Source organism: Candidatus Syntrophosphaera sp. (assembly GCA_019429425.1).
Taxonomy (GTDB): Bacteria; Cloacimonadota; Cloacimonadia; order Cloacimonadales; family Cloacimonadaceae; genus Syntrophosphaera.
The window spans coordinates 1-18046 of the sequence record JAHYIU010000015.1 but is presented as its reverse complement, the minus strand read 5'-3'; the positions used below and the strand labels follow the sequence as shown (position 1 = coordinate 18046).

The window sequence follows — 18046 nt, the reverse complement described above, 5'->3', positions numbered from 1 at the left end:
CCTGGCCCGCCTATTTCTTCTTGGCCTCGAGAGAGTCTGCCTGGGCCGGCTTGAAGCGGTAGACCACCTCGTCCGGCTTGATCAGGCCGTGCTCCTCGCGGGCCACTTCCTCCGCCGCGTCCGGATCGCTTTTCAGGCGGGCGTTTTGCCGGGCGATGCTGTCGTTCTCGGCTTGCAGGGCTTCGGTTTGGGCCCGGTTCAGTTCGTTCTTGCGCTGGTTTTTCATCACTTTCAAAAAACTGTTCGGCCCCCAGAGCAGGATCCAACTCAGCAGGAAGATCAATACCGCCAGGAAGGCCAGGTTGGCCAGTTTCTTGTTTTTGGGTTCCTGTCTTTTCATTTGGGCGCCATCCTTGCCAGCAGTGATTGCTGGATATCTATGGCCCGGTGCGGGCACATCTCGTGGCAACACATGCAGTTGATGCAGATGTTTGGGTTGATCTTGGGATACCCGGTCCGGGGGGCCGGCACGATCGCCTGCACGGGGCAGCTTTGCTCGCAGATCCCGCAGTTTTTGCAGAGCGGGCTGATCACCGGGCGTTTGTAATAGACTCGGGCAAAGGCGTGCCGCGCCACTCCGGGTATAAGTTTGAGCAGGTCCTTGCTAAGTTTCACCATCCGGATGTCCACGTCCGGAAGAGTGAAATCCCGGAAGCTGGTGGGCACGGTTATGCGCGAGATCAACTGTCCGTCGGCATGCAGGGCCGGAAGGAGGTAGGGAACGTCGGCCGGCCCGAACCCCATCAGTTTGGCAGCGACGTAATCCAGGCTGGATATGGATTTGGAGCCCAGCAGCAGGCCAAAATCGCGCACCCGGCCGCCTGAGGGCCCGATCCCGTCCATGCCGGTGATCCCGTCGATGAAGCTGTAGCTGATCTTCGCTTTGGTGAGTTGATACAGGGCCACCAGAAGCCGGGAAAAATCCCGGGAATTGGGATAGAGGCGGTGATAATCGGTCTTGACCAGGCCCGGCATCAGGCCGTAGAGGTTTTTCAGGGCCCCGGTGAACGCCACCAGGCCGTGGGTCTTGTATTTGGCAACGTTGATCACGATCCCGCATTGCCAAAAGACCTCGGAGACCTTCAGCTTCATGCCGTCATGCTCCAGTTCGCGGAAACCGGCGGTGGAAAGGTTCACCAGCTTGATCGGATAACGCTCCGCCAGATCCAGCATCCCGCAGGTCTCCCAGACCGTCTCGGCATTCACGGTGCCGCCCGGGCTGTCTCCGATCCAAACTTCCTTGCCCCGGTCCAGCCAATGGCGCACCAATGCTTCCATCAAGGCTGGATGCGTGGTCACGGCACGTTCCGGAGGAAAGGCACCCAGCAGGTTGGGTTTCAGCAGCACCCGTTTGGAACGGCGGATCCTGGAGCCGTTTGCGTGGGCCAGAAAATCGTCCACTGCTGCTTCCAGGAGCGGCAGCTCGTAGCTTTCGACCTTGCGGATCTGTACTTTGCTCATCTAATCGAAAAAGAGGAAGTTTTTCTTCCTGAAGGCGCTGAAATACAGGTCCAGAGAGGCGTTGACCTGCGCGATCGGCGCCCGGCCCGCCACGTCCATCAAAAATCCCAGGTTGATCCGCGCGTCGCGGCCATGCCAGGTCATGCCCAGGGTCAGGATGTGCTGGGTGTTTTTTTCCACCTTGCCGCCTGCCAAAACGTCGTTCCACCAGATGGAGAGGGTGTCCGAAGCGGCGTCCGGCAGCTTGTAATGGCCGTGCCAGATCTCCGGATGGTAGATGTAGCCGGCCCGGTAGGTGAATTTGCGCACCGTCGTTTCGGCCCCCAGCTTGAGGGTGTAGCGATCGATGTATTTGTCGCTGAGGGTGCTGGTCTGTTCATAATCGAGTTCCGCGGCAAAGCTGGAACTGTCTGTCTTATAAGCCCCTCCGGCCGCCAGGTTGAGCGGCAGATGGGTGTCGTATTGCGCGAATTTGAGGTCCCAGGAGGCATTTTGCCGCGGAATCGCGCTGAGCCCGACATTGAAAGAATCACCGGTGTAAAGCAGCCCCAGTTGCGGGCGCAGGAGATATTTGCTGTCGTTTATCCGCTCAAAGCTTCGCAGGAAGGTGACATCCCCGATCCGGTAGATCTGGTTGTGCAGGTTCAGCCCAACGTGGAAGCGCTCTGTGTGCCAGGCCGCGTTGGCGGTGAACTGGTGCAGGTAGAAAGAGGGATAGCGCGAGAGCAGATAGGCCCCCATGTTCATTTCCACGGAAAAATCATCCACCCGGATGGTCTTGGGCATGGCATAGAGCAGGGCGTAAGTGAATCTCTGGCTGATACTTCCACCGCCTCCCACGATACCCAGCGGCACCGGCGAGGTCATCCTGTCCTCCGGCGTCATGGTGATCCCGGTGAGGGTGTCGTGCTCGGCGTAAAATTTGGCATCCACCGGTGGTTTGACCAGCATTTCGATATGCAGGGTGGCTTTGTCCGGAACGTATCCGGCCGGGTTGAGCAGCACGTTGTCGATCCCGCCGGGAACCGAAACGCCCGTGTAGCCGCGCCCCATGGCGCTGGTGGAGACGTAGTTGCGGGTGAAGCTGTCGAAGATGGGATTAACGTAATGGGGCAGGGGAAAATCAAGGCTGTCAGCGCTTTGCGCGGCCAGCCCCACAACCGCTGGCAGGAACGCCAGAATAAGGATCCATCTCATGTGTAAAACCTCTCTATCTCATTTAACAACAATTGTTTGATTGCGGTCTTTGCCCACCGATACCAGCTCGATCGGCAGTTCCAACAAGTCCTGGATCGCCTCCAGATAGTCGAGCGCGGCCTGGGGCAGGTCATCCAGTTTGCGTGCGCCGCCCAGATCGTCCTCCCAGCCAGGCAGGGTCAGGTATTCCGGCTCCACAGCGGCCAGTTCCAAAGGATGGGTGGGAAATCCGGCGATCCGGTTCGGCCCGTTCCAATAACCGGTGCAGATCTTCAGTTCCGGGAGGCCGCTCAAAACGTCCAGCAGCGTGAGCGCCAGAGCGTCGATGCCATTGACGGAGGCGGTGTATTTACCCGCCACCGCGTCGAACCAGCCGATGCGCCTGGGCCTGCCGGTCGTGGCGCCGAATTCGTTTCCGGCAACGCGGATCCGTTCGGCCGTGGCGTCGAAAAGCTCGGTGGGAAAAGGCCCTTCGCCCACCCGGGTGGCGTAGGCTTTGTAGACTCCCAAAACCTTGTCCAGCCAGCGGGGCGGAAAACCGGTGCCCACGCTCACTCCGCCGGAGATCGTAAAAGACGAGGTCACATAGGGATAGGTGCCAAAACCCAGGTCCAGGAGGCTGCCCTGGGCCCCTTCAAAGAGGATGAACTGGCCCTGCTTGTACCACTCCCGCAGCAGACTATCCACTTGAGCGACAAAGGGTTTGAAAAAATCCCAGGCCTCGGCCAGGGAAGCGAGTTCCCGTTCCAATTCGCTCTCTGAAATCGCTCTGCCATGAAATTTGTAAAGCCCGGTCAGGCGCTGCTTCAGCCAGTCCGGATGCTTCAGGTCGCCGATCCTCAGCCCGCAGCGCGCCGTCTGATCCGCATAGGCGGGCCCGATGCCCTTGCCCGTCGTGCCGATCTTGCTGGCCCCCAAACCCTCTTCAATACTGCTGTCCAGCTCTTTGTGCAGCGGCAGGACCAGGCCCGCCCGCTCGTCCATGAACAGCCGTCCGGAAAACTTAATTCCCTGCTGCATCAGGGCTTGCATTTCCTCCCGCAGGCCATAGGGATCGATCACGGTCCCGGCCCCGATCACGCATTTGGTCTTGGGATAAAGGATGCCCGAGGGAACGCTGTGGAAAACATATTTGAAGCCTTCCGAGACGATCGTGTGGCCGGCATTCGCGCCGCCCTGGAAACGCACAACGACATCGGCGTCCACGCCCAGCCAATCGACGATCTTGGCCTTGGCCTCGTCGCCCCACAAACATCCCAATACCGCGAGTGAACTCATTTCACACTCCCTAAAATTCGTAAAAGTCATTATTTTGTCCTCTTCCTTTCCTGTCAAATGATTTCTTGGTTGAGCCACTCCGGACAGGAATATTCCCGGTGATACCACCGGTCAGAATTCTCGTTTTTTAGCCTCTGGCTCCCCTTATCAATACGGTGTCAATACGGACTCATTACGGACAAAGTCCGTATTGAGTCCGTATTGACACCGTATTGATAAGGGGGGCGGTGGGTTGGAAATTCGTTTTTTTGGGGGTGGGGCCAGGAAAGAAACAAGTTCGAAAGGTCGCTAATGACGGCAATACGCTCCTTATCCCGCAAATCCGCTACGCTCTTTGCGGGCTTTTGCCACTCCAGACCGTGCTATTGCACTGCCGGTTTGTGTTTAATTGAGCAGGATGAGTTTCCGGGTCAGGCTACGGCTTCCGCTGTGCAGTTTAAGCAGGTAAATTCCTGCCGCGCAGGGATTAGCGTTGCTGTCGCGTCCGTCCCAGATCCGGGCCTGCTGTCCCGCCGCCAGGTCTTCGTCGATTAGTTCGCGCACCATCTGGCCCCGCAGGTTGTAGATCTTCAAGCTGGTCTGTCCCGGATCTTTGAGGGTAAAGCTCAGCAACACCCTGCCGCGGAAGGGGTTGGGAAAGGCGGTCAGACCCAATTGGAAGGGCGGGATCTGGTAGGATGGTTCGGGCGGATGATCCAGGCTGGCAAGCAGGGTCTCGCTTTCCAGGTAAACCTCGCTGGGGCCGGGATTGTAGACCGCGGCGACCTTGACCTGATACCAAATCTGCGGATCGAGGTCCCAGAGATGGAAAGACCGCGCGGAGCCTGGAAGGGCCTGCGTTCGCCATTCTGCGGCCGGTGCGTCGAAGGGCTTGTATATCACCTCAAAGCGCGCCGGATCGGTGTAGGAATGCCAGTCCACTTTGGCCACCTGGCCGTCCAGGGCGGCAAAGCCGCTTAAGTAAGGTATGCAGGTCAAATCTGCGCTGGGGTCGATCTGCAGGCCGCCGGCGAGGAAATTCTCGATGGCCAGGGATCGTGCTTTGAGGTCATCGATGCCATCGCCAACAAAGAGCACGCTGTAAAAGCTGAAGCTGGCCCCGGGCGTCATATGCAGCCTGTTTTCCGGGTCCGGATCGGCCTCTGTGGGCTGGCTGGAATATAGCGTGTGCAAAAATCTGGTGTCGTTTGGTTGTGGCTGCTCGTATTCCCACATCCCTTCCTCCTCCGGGCGCAGGGGCTGGAATTTGGTGGGATTGGGATTGCGGCCCGTCATCAGCCAATGTTTCTCGTTGGCGGTGCGGCGGGGCGCGAAATTGAAGGAAAGCGGGTTGGAGTCGCCCGGGCCGTCCCCGACCCGCCAATACCAGCAGTGGCGGCGCGCGGCCAGTTCCGGCAGCACGATCTTGTGGGCCAGCCAATTGGGGCTGAGGCCGCCATCCCCGTCGGCATCGCGAGTGTAGGCAAATTCGTAGCCGGGGCCTTTAACATAGCCGCTCACGTCGTCGCTCGCGCCCTGAATCCCCATCCCGCCGGGGATAACGTCTCCATCGACATATTCGGCGATGGCCAGATCGAAGAGCGTGTCGCGCTCGCTGGTATTGATGAGGGTGTATTTGAAGATGACCATTTTATCGTGATTTTGCAGGTTCCAGGCATAACTTTCACGGTGGATTGCCAGCCCGAGGGGATAATGGGTGTTTAGAGCATGGCTGGATCCGAGGTCGCGGTCTCCCACAGTGCCGAAGGGGCAGAAGTCGTAAAAATAGGCCGAAAGGGTCTCAAAGCCAGGCGTGGCGAAGGATCCAGGCTGGGGATCGCTGAAGCAGTAGTTTCCCAGCGGATCGGGGAAGGCAAATTCCCGGGGCGCGGGATAGCCCAGAATGCTTTTCAGGACGAGGTCCCGGGCATTGTATTGGTTGTAAAGGTCTGCGGCTTCAGCATTTCCAGCCAGCAAGGGATTATGGGCAGGCAGCAGTTCGTAGAGATCCATGTCCCCATCGAAACCCACGCTGGTGAGGGTGTCCAAAACCGCCTTCAGGCCTGGATTCCAGTCCGGGGCGCCTTCGTGGGTGGTTCCACTGCTGTCCGCGGAGGGATTTTGGGCAAGCCAGAAGAGCCTGCGGCCCTCTGCATCGCGGCGCTGCAGTTTGGCGGAGACCCACAAGGAGCTGACATAGAGAAGCTGGTCCTCGTTCTGGCTGGGATAGAAGAGTTCCCTGCAGTTGCCGTAATTGCTGGTTTGCAGGCGGATGTTTCCGGCGCTGTGATTTTCATTGGAAAGGGCGCGGAAGGAGCTTTCCAGGTCTGCGGGCAGGGCAGCCAGGAGCGCGCAACTGACTGCCAAGATTAGTGTTAGTAGGTTTTTCATGTCAACCGTTCCAGATCATAATTGCGTTGATTATCTGCCAGAGCGCTGCCTGGGCGTCATCCGGCTCCATGTAGGAGAGGGGAAAGCCGAAAAGCACAGCTGTGGCATCATTCTGCGTGTGTTCATAAACAACGTATTTCGAGGAATAGAGGTCATACTGGTCCTGGGAGGGGGGCTGGACCGGTGCGTCGACCGGTTTGCAGCCGAAACTGTAGGAAAAATCCAGACCGGAGCCGGGATTGAAATAGGTCACGGTGCCCAGACCGCCGTAATTCCGGACCAGCGGATTGAAGGCATTGCCGATCATCAGGTTGATGTCCGGCAGAGTGTACATGCCCTCGGCCCGGACGAAGAAAGGCCGGGTCGCCAGGGACGCGGACAAAGCTCCGTAGTCCGCCGTGCCGGTGATCCCCAGCCTCTGGGCAAGGAAGCCCGAGGCATTGAGGCGCAGGGCTTCGAAGTTGTTGTATAGCTGGCTGCTGTGGCTGATTACCAGCTTTCCCTGATGGGCCAGCCAGATCTCCAGAGCGTCCGCGTTCAGGCCCAGCGTGCCCGCGTGGCTGGGATTGTCCGAATGCCAGACCACCACCAGGTAGTTCTGGAGCAGGACCGGAGAGACGGTGACGGGGTATCCGGTTTCGGTCTGGGCCTGAGCGAGGTCCACTCCGCCGGGGATAAAGTCCAGGTCGCAGATGTTATCATAGAATGCGTTCACATAATCCGCCGGGGCCAGGGAGGAGTGGTCAAAAGTGTCATCCACAATCAAAAGCCCGGTGCGCTGCTGGGCCGGCACGAAAGGCTCAAGGCGGATGTTCACGGAGGCCGGATCGCTGATGGCGCCTTGCAGATCAACCGCGCAGACCTCGAACAGGTGATCCCCGTCTGCCAGTCCGGTAAGGATGCAGGACTTGGCCGCGGAGTTGAGATTTTGCACCCGGAGCCAGCTTTTGCCGCCATGGCTTATCTGGACCGGTGCGACGAACTGGCCGAGGGCAGGAAAAGGCGCGCCATCCAAGCGCAGGTCGAAAGCCGCCACCTGGCTGTGGTAATTGGCGCCGGTGTCTGCATCCAGGCAGATGTTGACCTCTTTTTCGAAAGGACCGCCTTCCCAAGGCCCTCCGGGCCAGGGAGGATTGGGTGCCTGAAACTGGCCCCGGAAGCCCCATTGCAGGTGCAGCCTGAGATCGGGTGAATTGATGGCCTCGTATCCGCTGTCCGTGGTCCACAGATTGCGGTTGGTTCGGCTGTCCGTGGAAGGGATGAGTTCATGGCCGGCAAGGGGATCGTTGTGCGAAACGCTGTAATGGTAAGAACCCAGGGCGGCCAGGGTCTGGGGAAAGATCACGGCTTGGGGGCGAAAGCCTGACCGGACGCGGAAATATACGCTTTGGCGGGCCGCTTCCTCGATTCCCAGGCGGCTCACCACATAGCACTCGAACTGGGTGTACTGGCCCGCAGCGTTGGCCGCGAGAGGCGGATCGCTGGATGCATTCAGCCGCACGCGGCGCAGGTCCGCCATTTCCAGGGAGCTGTGCCACTGGCCTTCCGAAACCGTATCCAGGACCTCATCCAGGATGTTGACGCGAAACATGAATTGACCAGCGTAGAGGCCCTCCACATATATGTCGCCGATCACTTCACGCAGCCAGAATTCGATACCTGAGCCGGTCTCGTCCCCGTTTTGAAAATCGACCGCTATCCGGCTGCCGATCAGGCGTCCGCTTCTCAAGGCGGAACTGCGGGTCTCGATGGCTCCGGAGGCAGATCTGATGCGCGCTTCGGCATGGATGACCAGATTGGAGATCTTGCCCTGGGCTGAAACATGGTCGAAGGAAAGAGAGCTTTGGCTGGTCCAGAGGCCGCGATGCGCTCCAGGCCGGTTTAAGGGGATGGAGGGATCTGAGCCGGGGACGCGGAACCAGAGCCAGCCTTGCCCGTCAGCCCAGGTGCCCGGCAAAGGCTCTCCGGTAAAGGTTTCCAGCCGCCAGGAAAAGAGTTCTCCGCCGTCTTCTATCCGGGGAATGGAAATGGTCTGACGGTAAATGTATTCCCCGTCCGGAAGGGGGATCTTCTCCTCCGCGAAATCCAGCTCCGCGGCGGGATGGGCCGGGGCCGTGGGTCCGCTTTTAACGCAGGAAACCAGCATTGCCAGCAGAACCAGGGTCTCGGTGATATGTAACAATCTGTTCATAACACCTCCACGCACAAGGACTTGTCTCTTAGCTTAACAAATAAAACTTCCCTTGATTTTTGTCAAGATAAATCCAAACTATTTTGGAATGCTTGCTGCCAGGGGCAAGTACTGGCTTCTGGGCCTCCGGCAAAATAATCTCTTGACATATTCGGGATTTTTCAGCGTCATGATTTACAACAAAAATGCCCCAGGCTCTCTGGAGCGCTGGAAAGAGGAAGCGATACATGGAGCAATGCACAGTACGCCTCAGAGTGGCGAACATCACGGACATCGGCAGAAATCCGGCCCGGACCAAGAATGAGGATTTTTACGGATACTACGAAGGCGATTACGGGCATCTTTTCCTCGTTTGCGACGGAATGGGGGGCCATGAGGGCGGCGAGATCGCGTCCCGCGTGGCCGTGGAAAGCATCCGCAAATACTTTGAGACCAGTTACATCCCGGGCGAGGAACTCAAAACCATCTCCCAAAGCGTGGAATTTGCCCAAGGCAAGATCCTGGAAGCCGCGCAGCACGATCCCGATCTGGCGGACATGGGCACCACCCTGGTCCTGATGTTGATCAAGGGGGCCCAGTATTGGCAGGCGCATGTCGGCGACAGCAGGATCTACCTCAGCCGCGGCGGGGCTTTGCTGCAGCTCACGAAGGACCACTCCGAGGTCCAGATGATGCTGGAAAGCGGCGTCATCACCCGCGAACAGGCCTCCACCCATCCGCGCCGCAATTTCATCACCAAGTCCCTCGGACACAGCAGCTTTGAGCCGGACATCGCCGGGCCGCGGGTCCTGCAGCAGGACGACGTATTCCTGCTCTGCAGCGACGGGCTCACCCAGTATATAAAGGACGACGAATTGCTCCAGCAGATGGAGGAAGAGCCCTCCATAGCTTGCCACAACCTGGTAGACATAGCCAATCAGCGCGGGGGGGATGACAACATCACCGTCCAAATCGTGCATGTTCAGCAGTGCACAACTTTTTCGCTCAGGCAGGAAGTCCCCGCCCCTCCGAAAAAGAAATTCTCCCCCTCGCTGGCCATGATCGCCACGATCGTGGTCTTTTTGGGCGCCGTTATCTGGTACTCGCTATCTTTGACCAAGGTGCCGGAACAGCAGGCGACCGAGCTCCAGGCCCCCAAGCCCAAGAAGGAAAAGAAGAGAAAGGCTTCGACCCGGGTTATGGGCGACACACAACTGCAGACCCTGGAACAGGCGATCGGACAGAGGCTTGCGGCCCGGGACGCCGATCCGGCCTATCAGGAATACTTTGCCAAGATCGCCAGCCATCCCGGCCAGGCCCAAAACCTGAAATTCATCACCAATCCCCAGGGCAAACAGATGGCCTATATCCTCCCCAGGCACACCATCTATCTGGCCTTCAACCAGTTGCAGGACAAGGGCGGCTACAATATGAAGGCCGACGAGATCCAGGCCCTGATCGCCCTCGCTCTGGTCAGATCGGAGGTGGAATCCGGCCTTGAGGAGGAAAACTGGCAAACCGAACTTTTTGCCCCCGGCACCGCAGCAGTCGATGAGCAGACCTATAACGCGGCCCGGGAACTCTACCGGAAATACGATCCAGAGAACGCCGCGGTCCTCTTCGCAAGCGACAGGCGCTTTGGCAAATACCGCAACCTGATCAAGCTGGGGGAATACAATCTCAGCCTGGACATGCCCCGTAAGTAATTGCTCGGTATCATCATCGCTGGGCAGAGGCTTCGGAAAGGCACTTTCCATGAGGGTCGTGAGACAAAACTAAGTTCCTCAAAGGAGCACAAGATGAAGCAAGTTTTTTGGAAGACGGCATGGGTGGTAGCCTGGATGCTAGTCCTATCCTCGCTTTTTGCCCAAACCGTTCCGGAGCAGATCGACCCCTACACTTTTGATCCGCTGTCCGCCTCAAACTCCGCCAATTACGGCATCCAGGCATCCGAGGCCTATGCCAAAGGCGAATATGAAACCGCTGCCAGATATTATCTGGCCCATCTGCAAAACCGCCCGGACGATTCTATTACCTGGTACAACCTGGCCTGTTGTTTCGGTCTGCTGGAGATGCCCGATCTGGCGGCCAAATACCTCCTGCAGTCATACAAAGCCGGCTACACGAACCTGGAGCACATTACCCGGGACCCGGATTTTGACAAGGTCCGCGAGACCGGATCTTTCAGCGCGGCCATGGATTCGCTGCAGGTATGGGCCGAGCGCAAGGCCAGATACGAAGGCCGGGAGCAATATCTTGCCTCTCGCCACCTTCTACCCTACCGGCTGCATCTCCCCGTAAATTACGACCCGGAGAAGACTTACCCCCTGCTGATCGGCCTGCACGGCTATGGCGACAAGGCCTCCGCTTTCAGCCGGCTCTGGCGCCATCTGGAGGATGAGGAGGTGATCTTTGTGGTTCCGGAAGCCCCTTATCCCTTTACGGAAGGGCAGATCGGCTTCAGTTGGCAGCCTCCCATAGATTACACGAGCCCGGAAGCCCAATTGGCATATAAGCTGCTTACAGACTATATTTTTACCCTCCAGGAACAGGTCTCAAGCGAGTACAATGTCGGCCAGACCTGGATCCTGGGCTTTTCCCAAGGCGCTTATATGGGCTATTTGCTGGCCCTGCAAAACTCCGCGCGCCTCGACGGGCTGGTCGCCTGTGGCGGAGGATTGTACCCAGGCGTTATAACTGACGCTGATTTCGCCGCGGCCAGGGATCTGAAGATCATCATCAGCCATGGAAAGCAGGACCAGGTGGTCCGGTTCGCGGAAGCGGAAAATGCCCGCAGGATCCTGCAGGAAAGAGAGTTCACCAATGTCCGCTGGGATGAATTTGACGGCGGGCACAGCGTTTCCCGGACCGCGATCCAGGCCTGGCTGGAGTGGAGAGAATGACGGGCGACCCAGTATTCTTCGTAAACGCTTTCACGGTGGGCTTTTACCAGGGCAACGTGGCCGCCGTGGTGAAGCTGGAAGACTATCCCGCGAACGCCAGGCTGCTGGCCCTGGCCCGGGAATTCGGCTGGAGCGAGACCGCCTTCCTCAAACGTATGGCGCGCAATGAATACCAGATCCGCTGGTTCACCCCGGAAGTGGAGGTCCCGCTCTGCGGCCATGCCACTTTGGCCTCGGCGCAATGCCTGTTCGCGGGGGAGGAGGCGAATCTGGAAGAGATCCGTTTCCAAAGCCGCTCCGGAGTGCTCAGTGCCAGGAAAAAAGGTGCCAGCATCGAGCTGGATTTTCCTGCCGACCCGCCCCATCTGGCAACGGCGGAAAAGGCTGTACTGCAGGCGCTTGGCCCTGCTTATCCGAGCGAGGCCCTGCTGGCCCCGGCCACCCGCAACCTGGTCGTGGTCTATCCCGCTCCGGAACTGGTGCTGGCGCTTAGGCCGGATTTCGCAACCCTGGCCGGCCTCGAGGAAGCGCCCTATTTTGGCATTGCTGCAACAGCCCGGGGAAACGATCAGGACTACATCTGCCGCTATTTCGCGCCCCGGGAGGGGATCAATGAGGATCCCGTGACCGGTTCCGCGCAAACCTTCCTGGCACCCTACTGGGCCGAAAAGCTTCAAAAGAAGGTCCTGAGGGGATTCCAGGCTTCCGCGCGGGGCGGCTCTTTCGAAGTGGAGGTCCGCCAGGAGCGGGTCCTGATCCGCGGCCGGGCCTTGATCTGGCTGGAAGGGCAAATATCACCTAAGTGGAGGATCTAAAGATGAAGAAACTATTCCTATTAATCACCATGTTTATGCTGGCCCTGTCGCTTCTGGCCAGTCCAGCCGGCTGGAGCGAACTGCAAAGGGACCTGGGCATCCAGGCCGCCCAATTCAAAGATTCGCAGGAACACCAGGTTCTGCGCGCAAGAGATACCCGCACTTACCAAGTCGGCGACACCGCAACCTTCTGGAAATGGAACCTTTCCGTGATGCCGCCGCTCTGGGTTCAGACCCCCGCGACCTGCCGGGCCGTGGGAGACCTTTGCTACGTGTTTGTGGCCGATTCTGAATGGAACGTCCACATGGACCAGTCGGACGTGGATACGGTGATGTTTCGTCTGGAGGAAAGCACGGTCAATGATCCCACCCAGGGCTTGATCGAAATGGACATCGAGCTGTTCGGCCCGCTCCCGGACGAGCTGGACAACGATCCACGGCTGATCGTGTTCTACTCCGCGCTCGGATCCTTTCAGGGGAGCGCTTTTGACGGCTATTTCAGCCCCTACAACCAAGTCACCGAAGCCCAGGCCCAGCAGATGAACCCGCCCGGGCACAGCAACGAATGTGAAATGATCTACATGACCTGTTATCCGCTCGATCCGGTTGCCCCGGTGCGGCTTTCCGTGCTGGCCCACGAACTGCAGCACCTGATCCACTGGGGCCAGGACGCCAACGAGGAAACCTGGCTCAATGAAGGCTGCTCCGAACTTGCCATGGTGGCCTACGGAGTGCCGGACCCCATCACCGGCTTTCCCTCCAATCCGGACAACAGCCTCATCGCCTGGAACCAAACTTTCGCGGACTACGTCAAGGTGATGCTGTTCTTCACCTATCTGCAGGAGCATTACGACGCGACCGGACTGATCCGGGACCTGGTGGCCGATCCCGCGAACGGCCTGGTTTCGCTGAACCAGCAACTCGCGATCCACCATCCGGACCTGGGTTTTCCAGAACTTTTCACCAACTGGAACATTGCCAATATGCTGGACGCGGAGACACCCGGAAACGGGCTCTACAATTATACCCAGCTTGATCTGCCCCAGTTCGCGACCACCAATCTGAACGCCAATCCCTATCCCTCCAACCAGGCCATCCAGCCCTACGCCGCGGATTATCTGGCCTACACTTTCAGCAGCGAGCCCTTTGGCAGGGTCATGTCTTCAAACATCGACCTGCGCCTGACCGCTCTGTTCTTCGACCCTCTGGGCTTTTGCACGGAACTGATCGATCTGGGAGCGGGAAACCTGATCGAATTGTTCCCCAACCTCGGAAACCACCACCGGGCCGTGTATGTCCTGTCCAATCCCTCGTCCTCGCAGGCCCATTACAACATTTACCAACATGTAAGCAGCGATGACCTGCTCAATCCAGCTCTGACCGAACCCGCGCTCGCCTGTTATCCCAATCCTTTCCAGGCGGAAAGCGGCTTGCTCAGGATCCAAGTGCGCGGCCAGGCCCAAAATCCCGGAAGCTTGCGGATCTACAATTCCCGTGGCCAACTGGTTCGGCGCCTGGATTCACCAGATTCCGCGGGATCAGACCAGATGCGGCTGGACTGGGACGGCCGGGACCAATCCGGAAGCCCGGTCTCCGGCGGGATCTATTTGCTCCGCTTTGATACCGGAGCGAAATCTGCTTTTCAGAAGCTCTGTTTGATCAGATGACCACGGCTGCCTGAGGCAAGCCACAAAGAGGAAAAACATGAAGACACTTTTGACCGTTATCGCGTCCCTGCTGGCCGCTTTTGGCTTCGCGTCCGTGGCCGAATACACATTTGAGCAGACCCCTTCCGGCTATGCCGCGCTCACCAATCCCATTCAGATCCACGGCCAGGGGGTCGATGACGCGATCTCGCCCCTTATCGACATTGGTTTCAGCTTTTTATACGACGGGATCTATTACACCCAGTTCCGCGCCAGCACGAACGGCTTCATCACCTTCAATCCCTCTATCAGTCCCGCGCCTTACAATCTGCTGAACACCCACACCCTGGTCATTGGCGCCCTATGGGACGATCTGGCAACCACTTACAACGATTCCAGCGTGTCCTATAAACTGACTGGGACCGCGCCGGACCTGGTGCTGACGGTCCAATTCCAGAACCTGAACTGGTATTTCGGCGCTTCCCCGCAAAACCTGGTCAATTTCCAGATCCGCCTGCGCGAGGGCTCCAATCGCGTCGAATTTGTCTATGGCTTGCTGGGAAACGCTCCTGGCGCCTCGGCTTCAGCCTCGATCGGCATTTCCGGCGCAGTATCCGGAGATTTCATCAGCGTGACCCCCGCCGCGCCCCAGGCCACTTATTCCACTACTCAGGAATTCACCGGGATCAACGGTTCCCACGTACCCTATCTCTTTGGCCATCAATACTCTTTCGTTCCGCCGCCAGCTCTGGAACACGATCTGGCCGCCCTCGAGGTCACGGGAAACGTCACCCCCTCCGAAGGGGTCGAAACAGTCCACCAGGTCAGGATCCAAAACGTAGGCAGCCAAAGCCAGAACGGCTACACGGTCAGCCTGTTCAACGGAAACGGCGATGAATTGGGCTTTTCAGCCGGAGTGCCCATCGCTCCGGGTGAGGAGGTGCAGATCCCCGTAGTCTGGACCCCCGCCGTTTTCGGCCCCATGACCATCTACGGCAAAGTGTTTTTGAACGGGGATGAGAACCCCGCCAATGACCAGACGCCGGATCTGAACCTCACAGTGCTGCCCGCAGGTCCGGTCTGGAGCGGCATTGTCGGCTCAGGTCACGAGACGGCGCGGGTGCCGGTGGACATGTATTGGAAAAACTCGCTCTTCGAATGCCTCATCTATCCTGCCGAACTGGAAAACTTCACCGGACGCTTCACCGGACTTAGATTTTACAACAATTTCACCAACAGCCTGACGGACAAGCCGGTCCTGGTCTGGATGGGCACCACCGCTTTTCCCGATCTGGCGGACGGCTGGATACCCTCGACCGAACTGACCCTCGTCTTCAGCGGCCTGGTGGATTTTCCCAGCGGCGAGAACATCATCACCCTGCCTTTCAGCCAGCCCTTTGACTATTTCAACCGGTCAAACCTGGTCATCCTGGCGCAGCGGCCCATGGACTCGGAATATTACTCTTCTTCGGATTATTTCCGGACCCAGACCTGGGGTGTGAATCGAGCCCGTAAAGTACAGAGTGACAGCACGGTATACGATCCGGCCAATCCTCCGGCCAACGCCACGGTCAGCGGGGAGTTTCCCCAAACCGGATTCGTTTGGGCTTACGTACCGGTCGGGATCCTGCAGGGAAGCGTTTCGGGCACCGGAAACCAGCCCCTGCAAGGCGCCACGCTCCAGGTTTTGGACACCGGGTATTCATCATCAACCGACGCCAACGGGAATTACGCAATCCATTTGCCGGTGGGAACTTACGACCTCATGATCTCCGCCGACGGCTATGTGGCCCAAACAGTTTACGGCGTGATCATCAATCTGGACCAGACCACGGTCCAGGACTTTGCCCTGAGTTTGGTTGACAGCTCCGATCCACTGGTCCCGCCTGCCTCAACCGCTCTTTTGGGGATCAGCCCCAATCCCTTCAAAACAAGCGCTTCCATCGCCTTCAGCCTGAAACAGCCTGCCCCGGCGCGTCTTGAGGTCTTCAATTCCCGGGGGCAGAAAGTCCGCACCCTGGTGGATGAAATCCGCTCCGGCGGCTTGCATGAGGTGGTTTGGGACGGCCGGGATGAGCAGGAAAAACCAGTCTCCGCCGGTATCTACCTGCTGAAGCTGAATTCTGAAAAGCTCCTCTTTAACCAAAGGATGATCTTACTTAAATGAGAGAGTCCAGGTAAAAATCCTCATATCAGCCATTACACCTATCTCAAACTTCAGTTGCAGCAAGCATCAGAAGACCCTTCCCCTTAATTGTGAAAATTCCACCTCGTGATCACCTCTATCCATGCAAATAGACAACTTGCAAGCCCTGCAGATAATTATCTAACTCGGGAAAATAGAAAAAAAACCTTGACAGGAATCTCAGACCCCACTATGTATAAAAATTGTTGTAGAATATTGTTATAGGGGGAGTTATGGACAAAGTCAGAGTTCTTTTTCTCTGTGTGGCTTGGTTGGTTGCGTGGACGTGCCTGTCCGCGCAATCCCAGGACTGGCATTGGATCAGCCGGAGCAACGGTGCCGGGCCGGAGCATGTAACAGCGCTGGCCACTGATTCTTGGGGCAACACCTATGTGGGCGGATATTTCAATACAAGTGCCATCTTGGGAAGCATCACATTAACGACCAGCGAGACGAGCATGTTCGTCGCCAAGTTGGATCCCTCGGGAAACTGGCTGTGGGCCAGGCAAGCCGGCGACACATCCTTTTCCAGTTACTGCAACGCCCTGGCTGTGGATTCCGCGGGAAACGTCTTTATCGCCGGAAATTTCTCCGGTACCGCGGTTTTTGGTACCACAACTCATGTCAGCGCTGGACAGGCTGATATCTTTCTGGCCAAATTGGATACCCACGGCAACTGGATCTGGTCTCAATCCGCCGGCACTGGAGATAATGAGATCTGTAATGCCCTGGCCTTGGACGATGAGGCCAATGTTTACATCACCGGATATGCCGGCACCGTGATCTATGTGAGCAAATTTACATCCGGTGGAATCCACGTGGTCACTCTTCTCTCCGGGGGAACCGGCTCCGGCGTGGGAAGGGGGATCGTTGTTGATGCCTATGGCAATATATATATCACAGGTAATTTTTCCGGATCGGTTGTCTTTAGTGCCACAACCTTGACCAGTGCTGGCGGTCATGACATGTTCATCATCAAACTGACACCCAGCGGAACTTTGGAATGGGCCCGCAGGGCTGGAGGCATTGGCAATGAATTTGCCCGGGGCATAGCCCTGGATGGGGTTTCAACCGTTTATGCCACAGGTAATTTTGACGGCACGACAAATATCGGGGGCATTGTGTTCACCAGCAACGGAACAGACGGTTTCGTCGCCAAACTAAGCAACACCGGAACCTGGCAGGGAGCCGCGCAGATCGGCGGTTCCGGCACGCAATTTCCCTACTCCATCTGCGTGGAAAACTCCAACGCCATTTATGTGACCGGTGTTTTCACCGATACCGGTGTTTGGGGTTCATACAGTTTGGTGAGTGCCGGTTTCCAGGACATTTTCGTCGCCAAAATGAACAGCACGGGAACCTGGCTGTGGGCAAAAAGGGCGGGTGGCGTTCAATATGATGAGGGCAGAGCGATCGCCCTGGACGCGAACGGCGATCTCCGCGTCGGGGGTTATTTTATGTCCAACGCGGCATTTGGCAGCCTGACGCTGACTGGTATCAGCACCTTGATATCAGACCTGTTTGTGGCCAAGATCGGTGATTTGATACCCCGGCCTCCGGATAACCTGAGCATCACGCGGAGCGCCGGAAACGCTGTCCTGGCCTGGGATCCCGTCACAGAAACCATCTTCGGCCAGGCGATGATCCCAGACCACTACAAAGTTTACCGCAACAGCCTCGATGCCACAAGCCCTTACACCTATTTGGGCAGTACCGGCGCCACCAATTACACCCACTAATATGTTCTGACAGCCGAGCCGCGCATGTTCTACCGCGTTACCGCGGTCAAGGAATAGAGCGGCAAAACATAGATTTAGCTATCATTGCATGGACACAGGGAGTTTCTGATGAAGACAAAAGTTTGGTTTGGACTTGCCTTGGCCTTAGTGGCTTGAAGACCGTTGAATAATGCACCCACGCTTCGGTTGAGATGAATTCACTGTATCCCACATAAGCTTTTCTGTCCCGACAGGCCTTTTTTGGTCTATTTTTGTGCTTTTGCCTCTCTAATGTCCTTTCTG

Annotated in this window: 12 protein-coding genes; 6 read left to right on the top strand and 6 right to left on the bottom strand. The window is 57.6% G+C overall.

The features are described 5' to 3' along the window. Positions 1–10 precede the first annotated feature (10 nt). From K0B87_02780 to K0B87_02755, 6 genes are all read right to left on the bottom strand, one after another. Entirely contained in the window at positions 11–340 is a 330-nt protein-coding gene (locus K0B87_02780) for a septum formation initiator family protein (GenBank protein ID MBW6513663.1), read from the bottom strand. Continuing rightward, entirely contained in the window at positions 337–1461 is a 1125-nt protein-coding gene (locus K0B87_02775) for a DUF362 domain-containing protein (protein ID MBW6513662.1), read from the bottom strand. The genes K0B87_02780 and K0B87_02775 overlap by 4 nt, the downstream gene beginning before the upstream one ends. Further along, positions 1462–2658 carry a hypothetical protein gene (locus K0B87_02770; protein MBW6513661.1) on the bottom strand — a complete coding sequence of 399 codons (1197 nt, stop codon included), beginning with the start codon at positions 2656–2658 and terminating at the stop codon, positions 1462–1464. It lies immediately after the preceding gene. 18 nt (positions 2659–2676) lie between these two features. After that, the gene (locus K0B87_02765; GenBank protein MBW6513660.1) at positions 2677–3936 is read right to left on the bottom strand and encodes an adenylosuccinate synthase; all 1260 of its coding nucleotides are present in this window, start codon (positions 3934–3936) and stop codon (positions 2677–2679) included. A 384-nt stretch (positions 3937–4320) separates the two neighbouring features. Then, positions 4321–6306 carry a T9SS type A sorting domain-containing protein gene (locus K0B87_02760; protein ID MBW6513659.1) on the bottom strand — a complete coding sequence of 662 codons (1986 nt, stop codon included), beginning with the start codon at positions 6304–6306 and terminating at the stop codon, positions 4321–4323. A gap of 1 nt (position 6307) precedes the next feature. Next, positions 6308–8497 (bottom strand): hypothetical protein, encoded by a 2190-nt coding sequence (locus K0B87_02755; GenBank protein ID MBW6513658.1) that lies wholly within the window; start codon positions 8495–8497, stop codon positions 6308–6310. Positions 8498–8724: 227 nt separating this feature from the next. On the opposite strand from K0B87_02755, the gene K0B87_02750 reads away from it, so the two are divergent. From K0B87_02750 to K0B87_02725, 6 genes are all read left to right on the top strand, one after another. Then, positions 8725–10182, top strand: coding sequence for a Stp1/IreP family PP2C-type Ser/Thr phosphatase (locus K0B87_02750; protein MBW6513657.1), 1458 nt, complete (start codon positions 8725–8727; stop codon positions 10180–10182). A gap of 93 nt (positions 10183–10275) precedes the next feature. Then, the gene (locus tag K0B87_02745; protein MBW6513656.1) at positions 10276–11379 is read left to right on the top strand and encodes a hypothetical protein; all 1104 of its coding nucleotides are present in this window, start codon (positions 10276–10278) and stop codon (positions 11377–11379) included. Further along, on the top strand, positions 11376–12194 hold the full coding sequence (locus tag K0B87_02740; protein ID MBW6513655.1) for a PhzF family phenazine biosynthesis protein: 819 nt from the start codon (positions 11376–11378) through the stop codon (positions 12192–12194). The genes K0B87_02745 and K0B87_02740 overlap by 4 nt, the downstream gene beginning before the upstream one ends. Before the next feature lie 2 nt (positions 12195–12196). Next, positions 12197–13861: a T9SS type A sorting domain-containing protein gene (locus K0B87_02735; protein ID MBW6513654.1), complete on the top strand. Its 1665-nt coding sequence runs from the start codon at positions 12197–12199 to the stop codon at positions 13859–13861. A 37-nt stretch (positions 13862–13898) separates the two neighbouring features. Beyond that, positions 13899–16007, top strand: coding sequence for a carboxypeptidase regulatory-like domain-containing protein (locus K0B87_02730; GenBank protein ID MBW6513653.1), 2109 nt, complete (start codon positions 13899–13901; stop codon positions 16005–16007). Between the two features lie 251 nt (positions 16008–16258). Next, a complete protein-coding gene (locus K0B87_02725) occupies positions 16259–17764 on the top strand; it encodes an SBBP repeat-containing protein (protein ID MBW6513652.1) in 1506 nt (501 codons plus the stop codon). Positions 17765–18046 lie beyond the last annotated feature (282 nt).

Coding starts and splice junctions, on each gene's coding strand:
- K0B87_02780 (MBW6513663.1), bottom strand. CDS start 340: ATGAAAAGACAGGAACCCAAAAACAAGAAACTGGCCAACCTGGCCTTC.
- K0B87_02775 (MBW6513662.1), bottom strand. CDS start 1,461: ATGAGCAAAGTACAGATCCGCAAGGTCGAAAGCTACGAGCTGCCGCTC.
- K0B87_02770 (MBW6513661.1), bottom strand. CDS start 2,658: ATGAGATGGATCCTTATTCTGGCGTTCCTGCCAGCGGTTGTGGGGCTG.
- K0B87_02765 (MBW6513660.1), bottom strand. CDS start 3,936: ATGAGTTCACTCGCGGTATTGGGATGTTTGTGGGGCGACGAGGCCAAG.
- K0B87_02760 (MBW6513659.1), bottom strand. CDS start 6,306: ATGAAAAACCTACTAACACTAATCTTGGCAGTCAGTTGCGCGCTCCTG.
- K0B87_02755 (MBW6513658.1), bottom strand. CDS start 8,497: ATGAACAGATTGTTACATATCACCGAGACCCTGGTTCTGCTGGCAATG.
- K0B87_02750 (MBW6513657.1), top strand. CDS start 8,725: ATGGAGCAATGCACAGTACGCCTCAGAGTGGCGAACATCACGGACATC.
- K0B87_02745 (MBW6513656.1), top strand. CDS start 10,276: ATGAAGCAAGTTTTTTGGAAGACGGCATGGGTGGTAGCCTGGATGCTA.
- K0B87_02740 (MBW6513655.1), top strand. CDS start 11,376: ATGACGGGCGACCCAGTATTCTTCGTAAACGCTTTCACGGTGGGCTTT.
- K0B87_02735 (MBW6513654.1), top strand. CDS start 12,197: ATGAAGAAACTATTCCTATTAATCACCATGTTTATGCTGGCCCTGTCG.
- K0B87_02730 (MBW6513653.1), top strand. CDS start 13,899: ATGAAGACACTTTTGACCGTTATCGCGTCCCTGCTGGCCGCTTTTGGC.
- K0B87_02725 (MBW6513652.1), top strand. CDS start 16,259: ATGGACAAAGTCAGAGTTCTTTTTCTCTGTGTGGCTTGGTTGGTTGCG.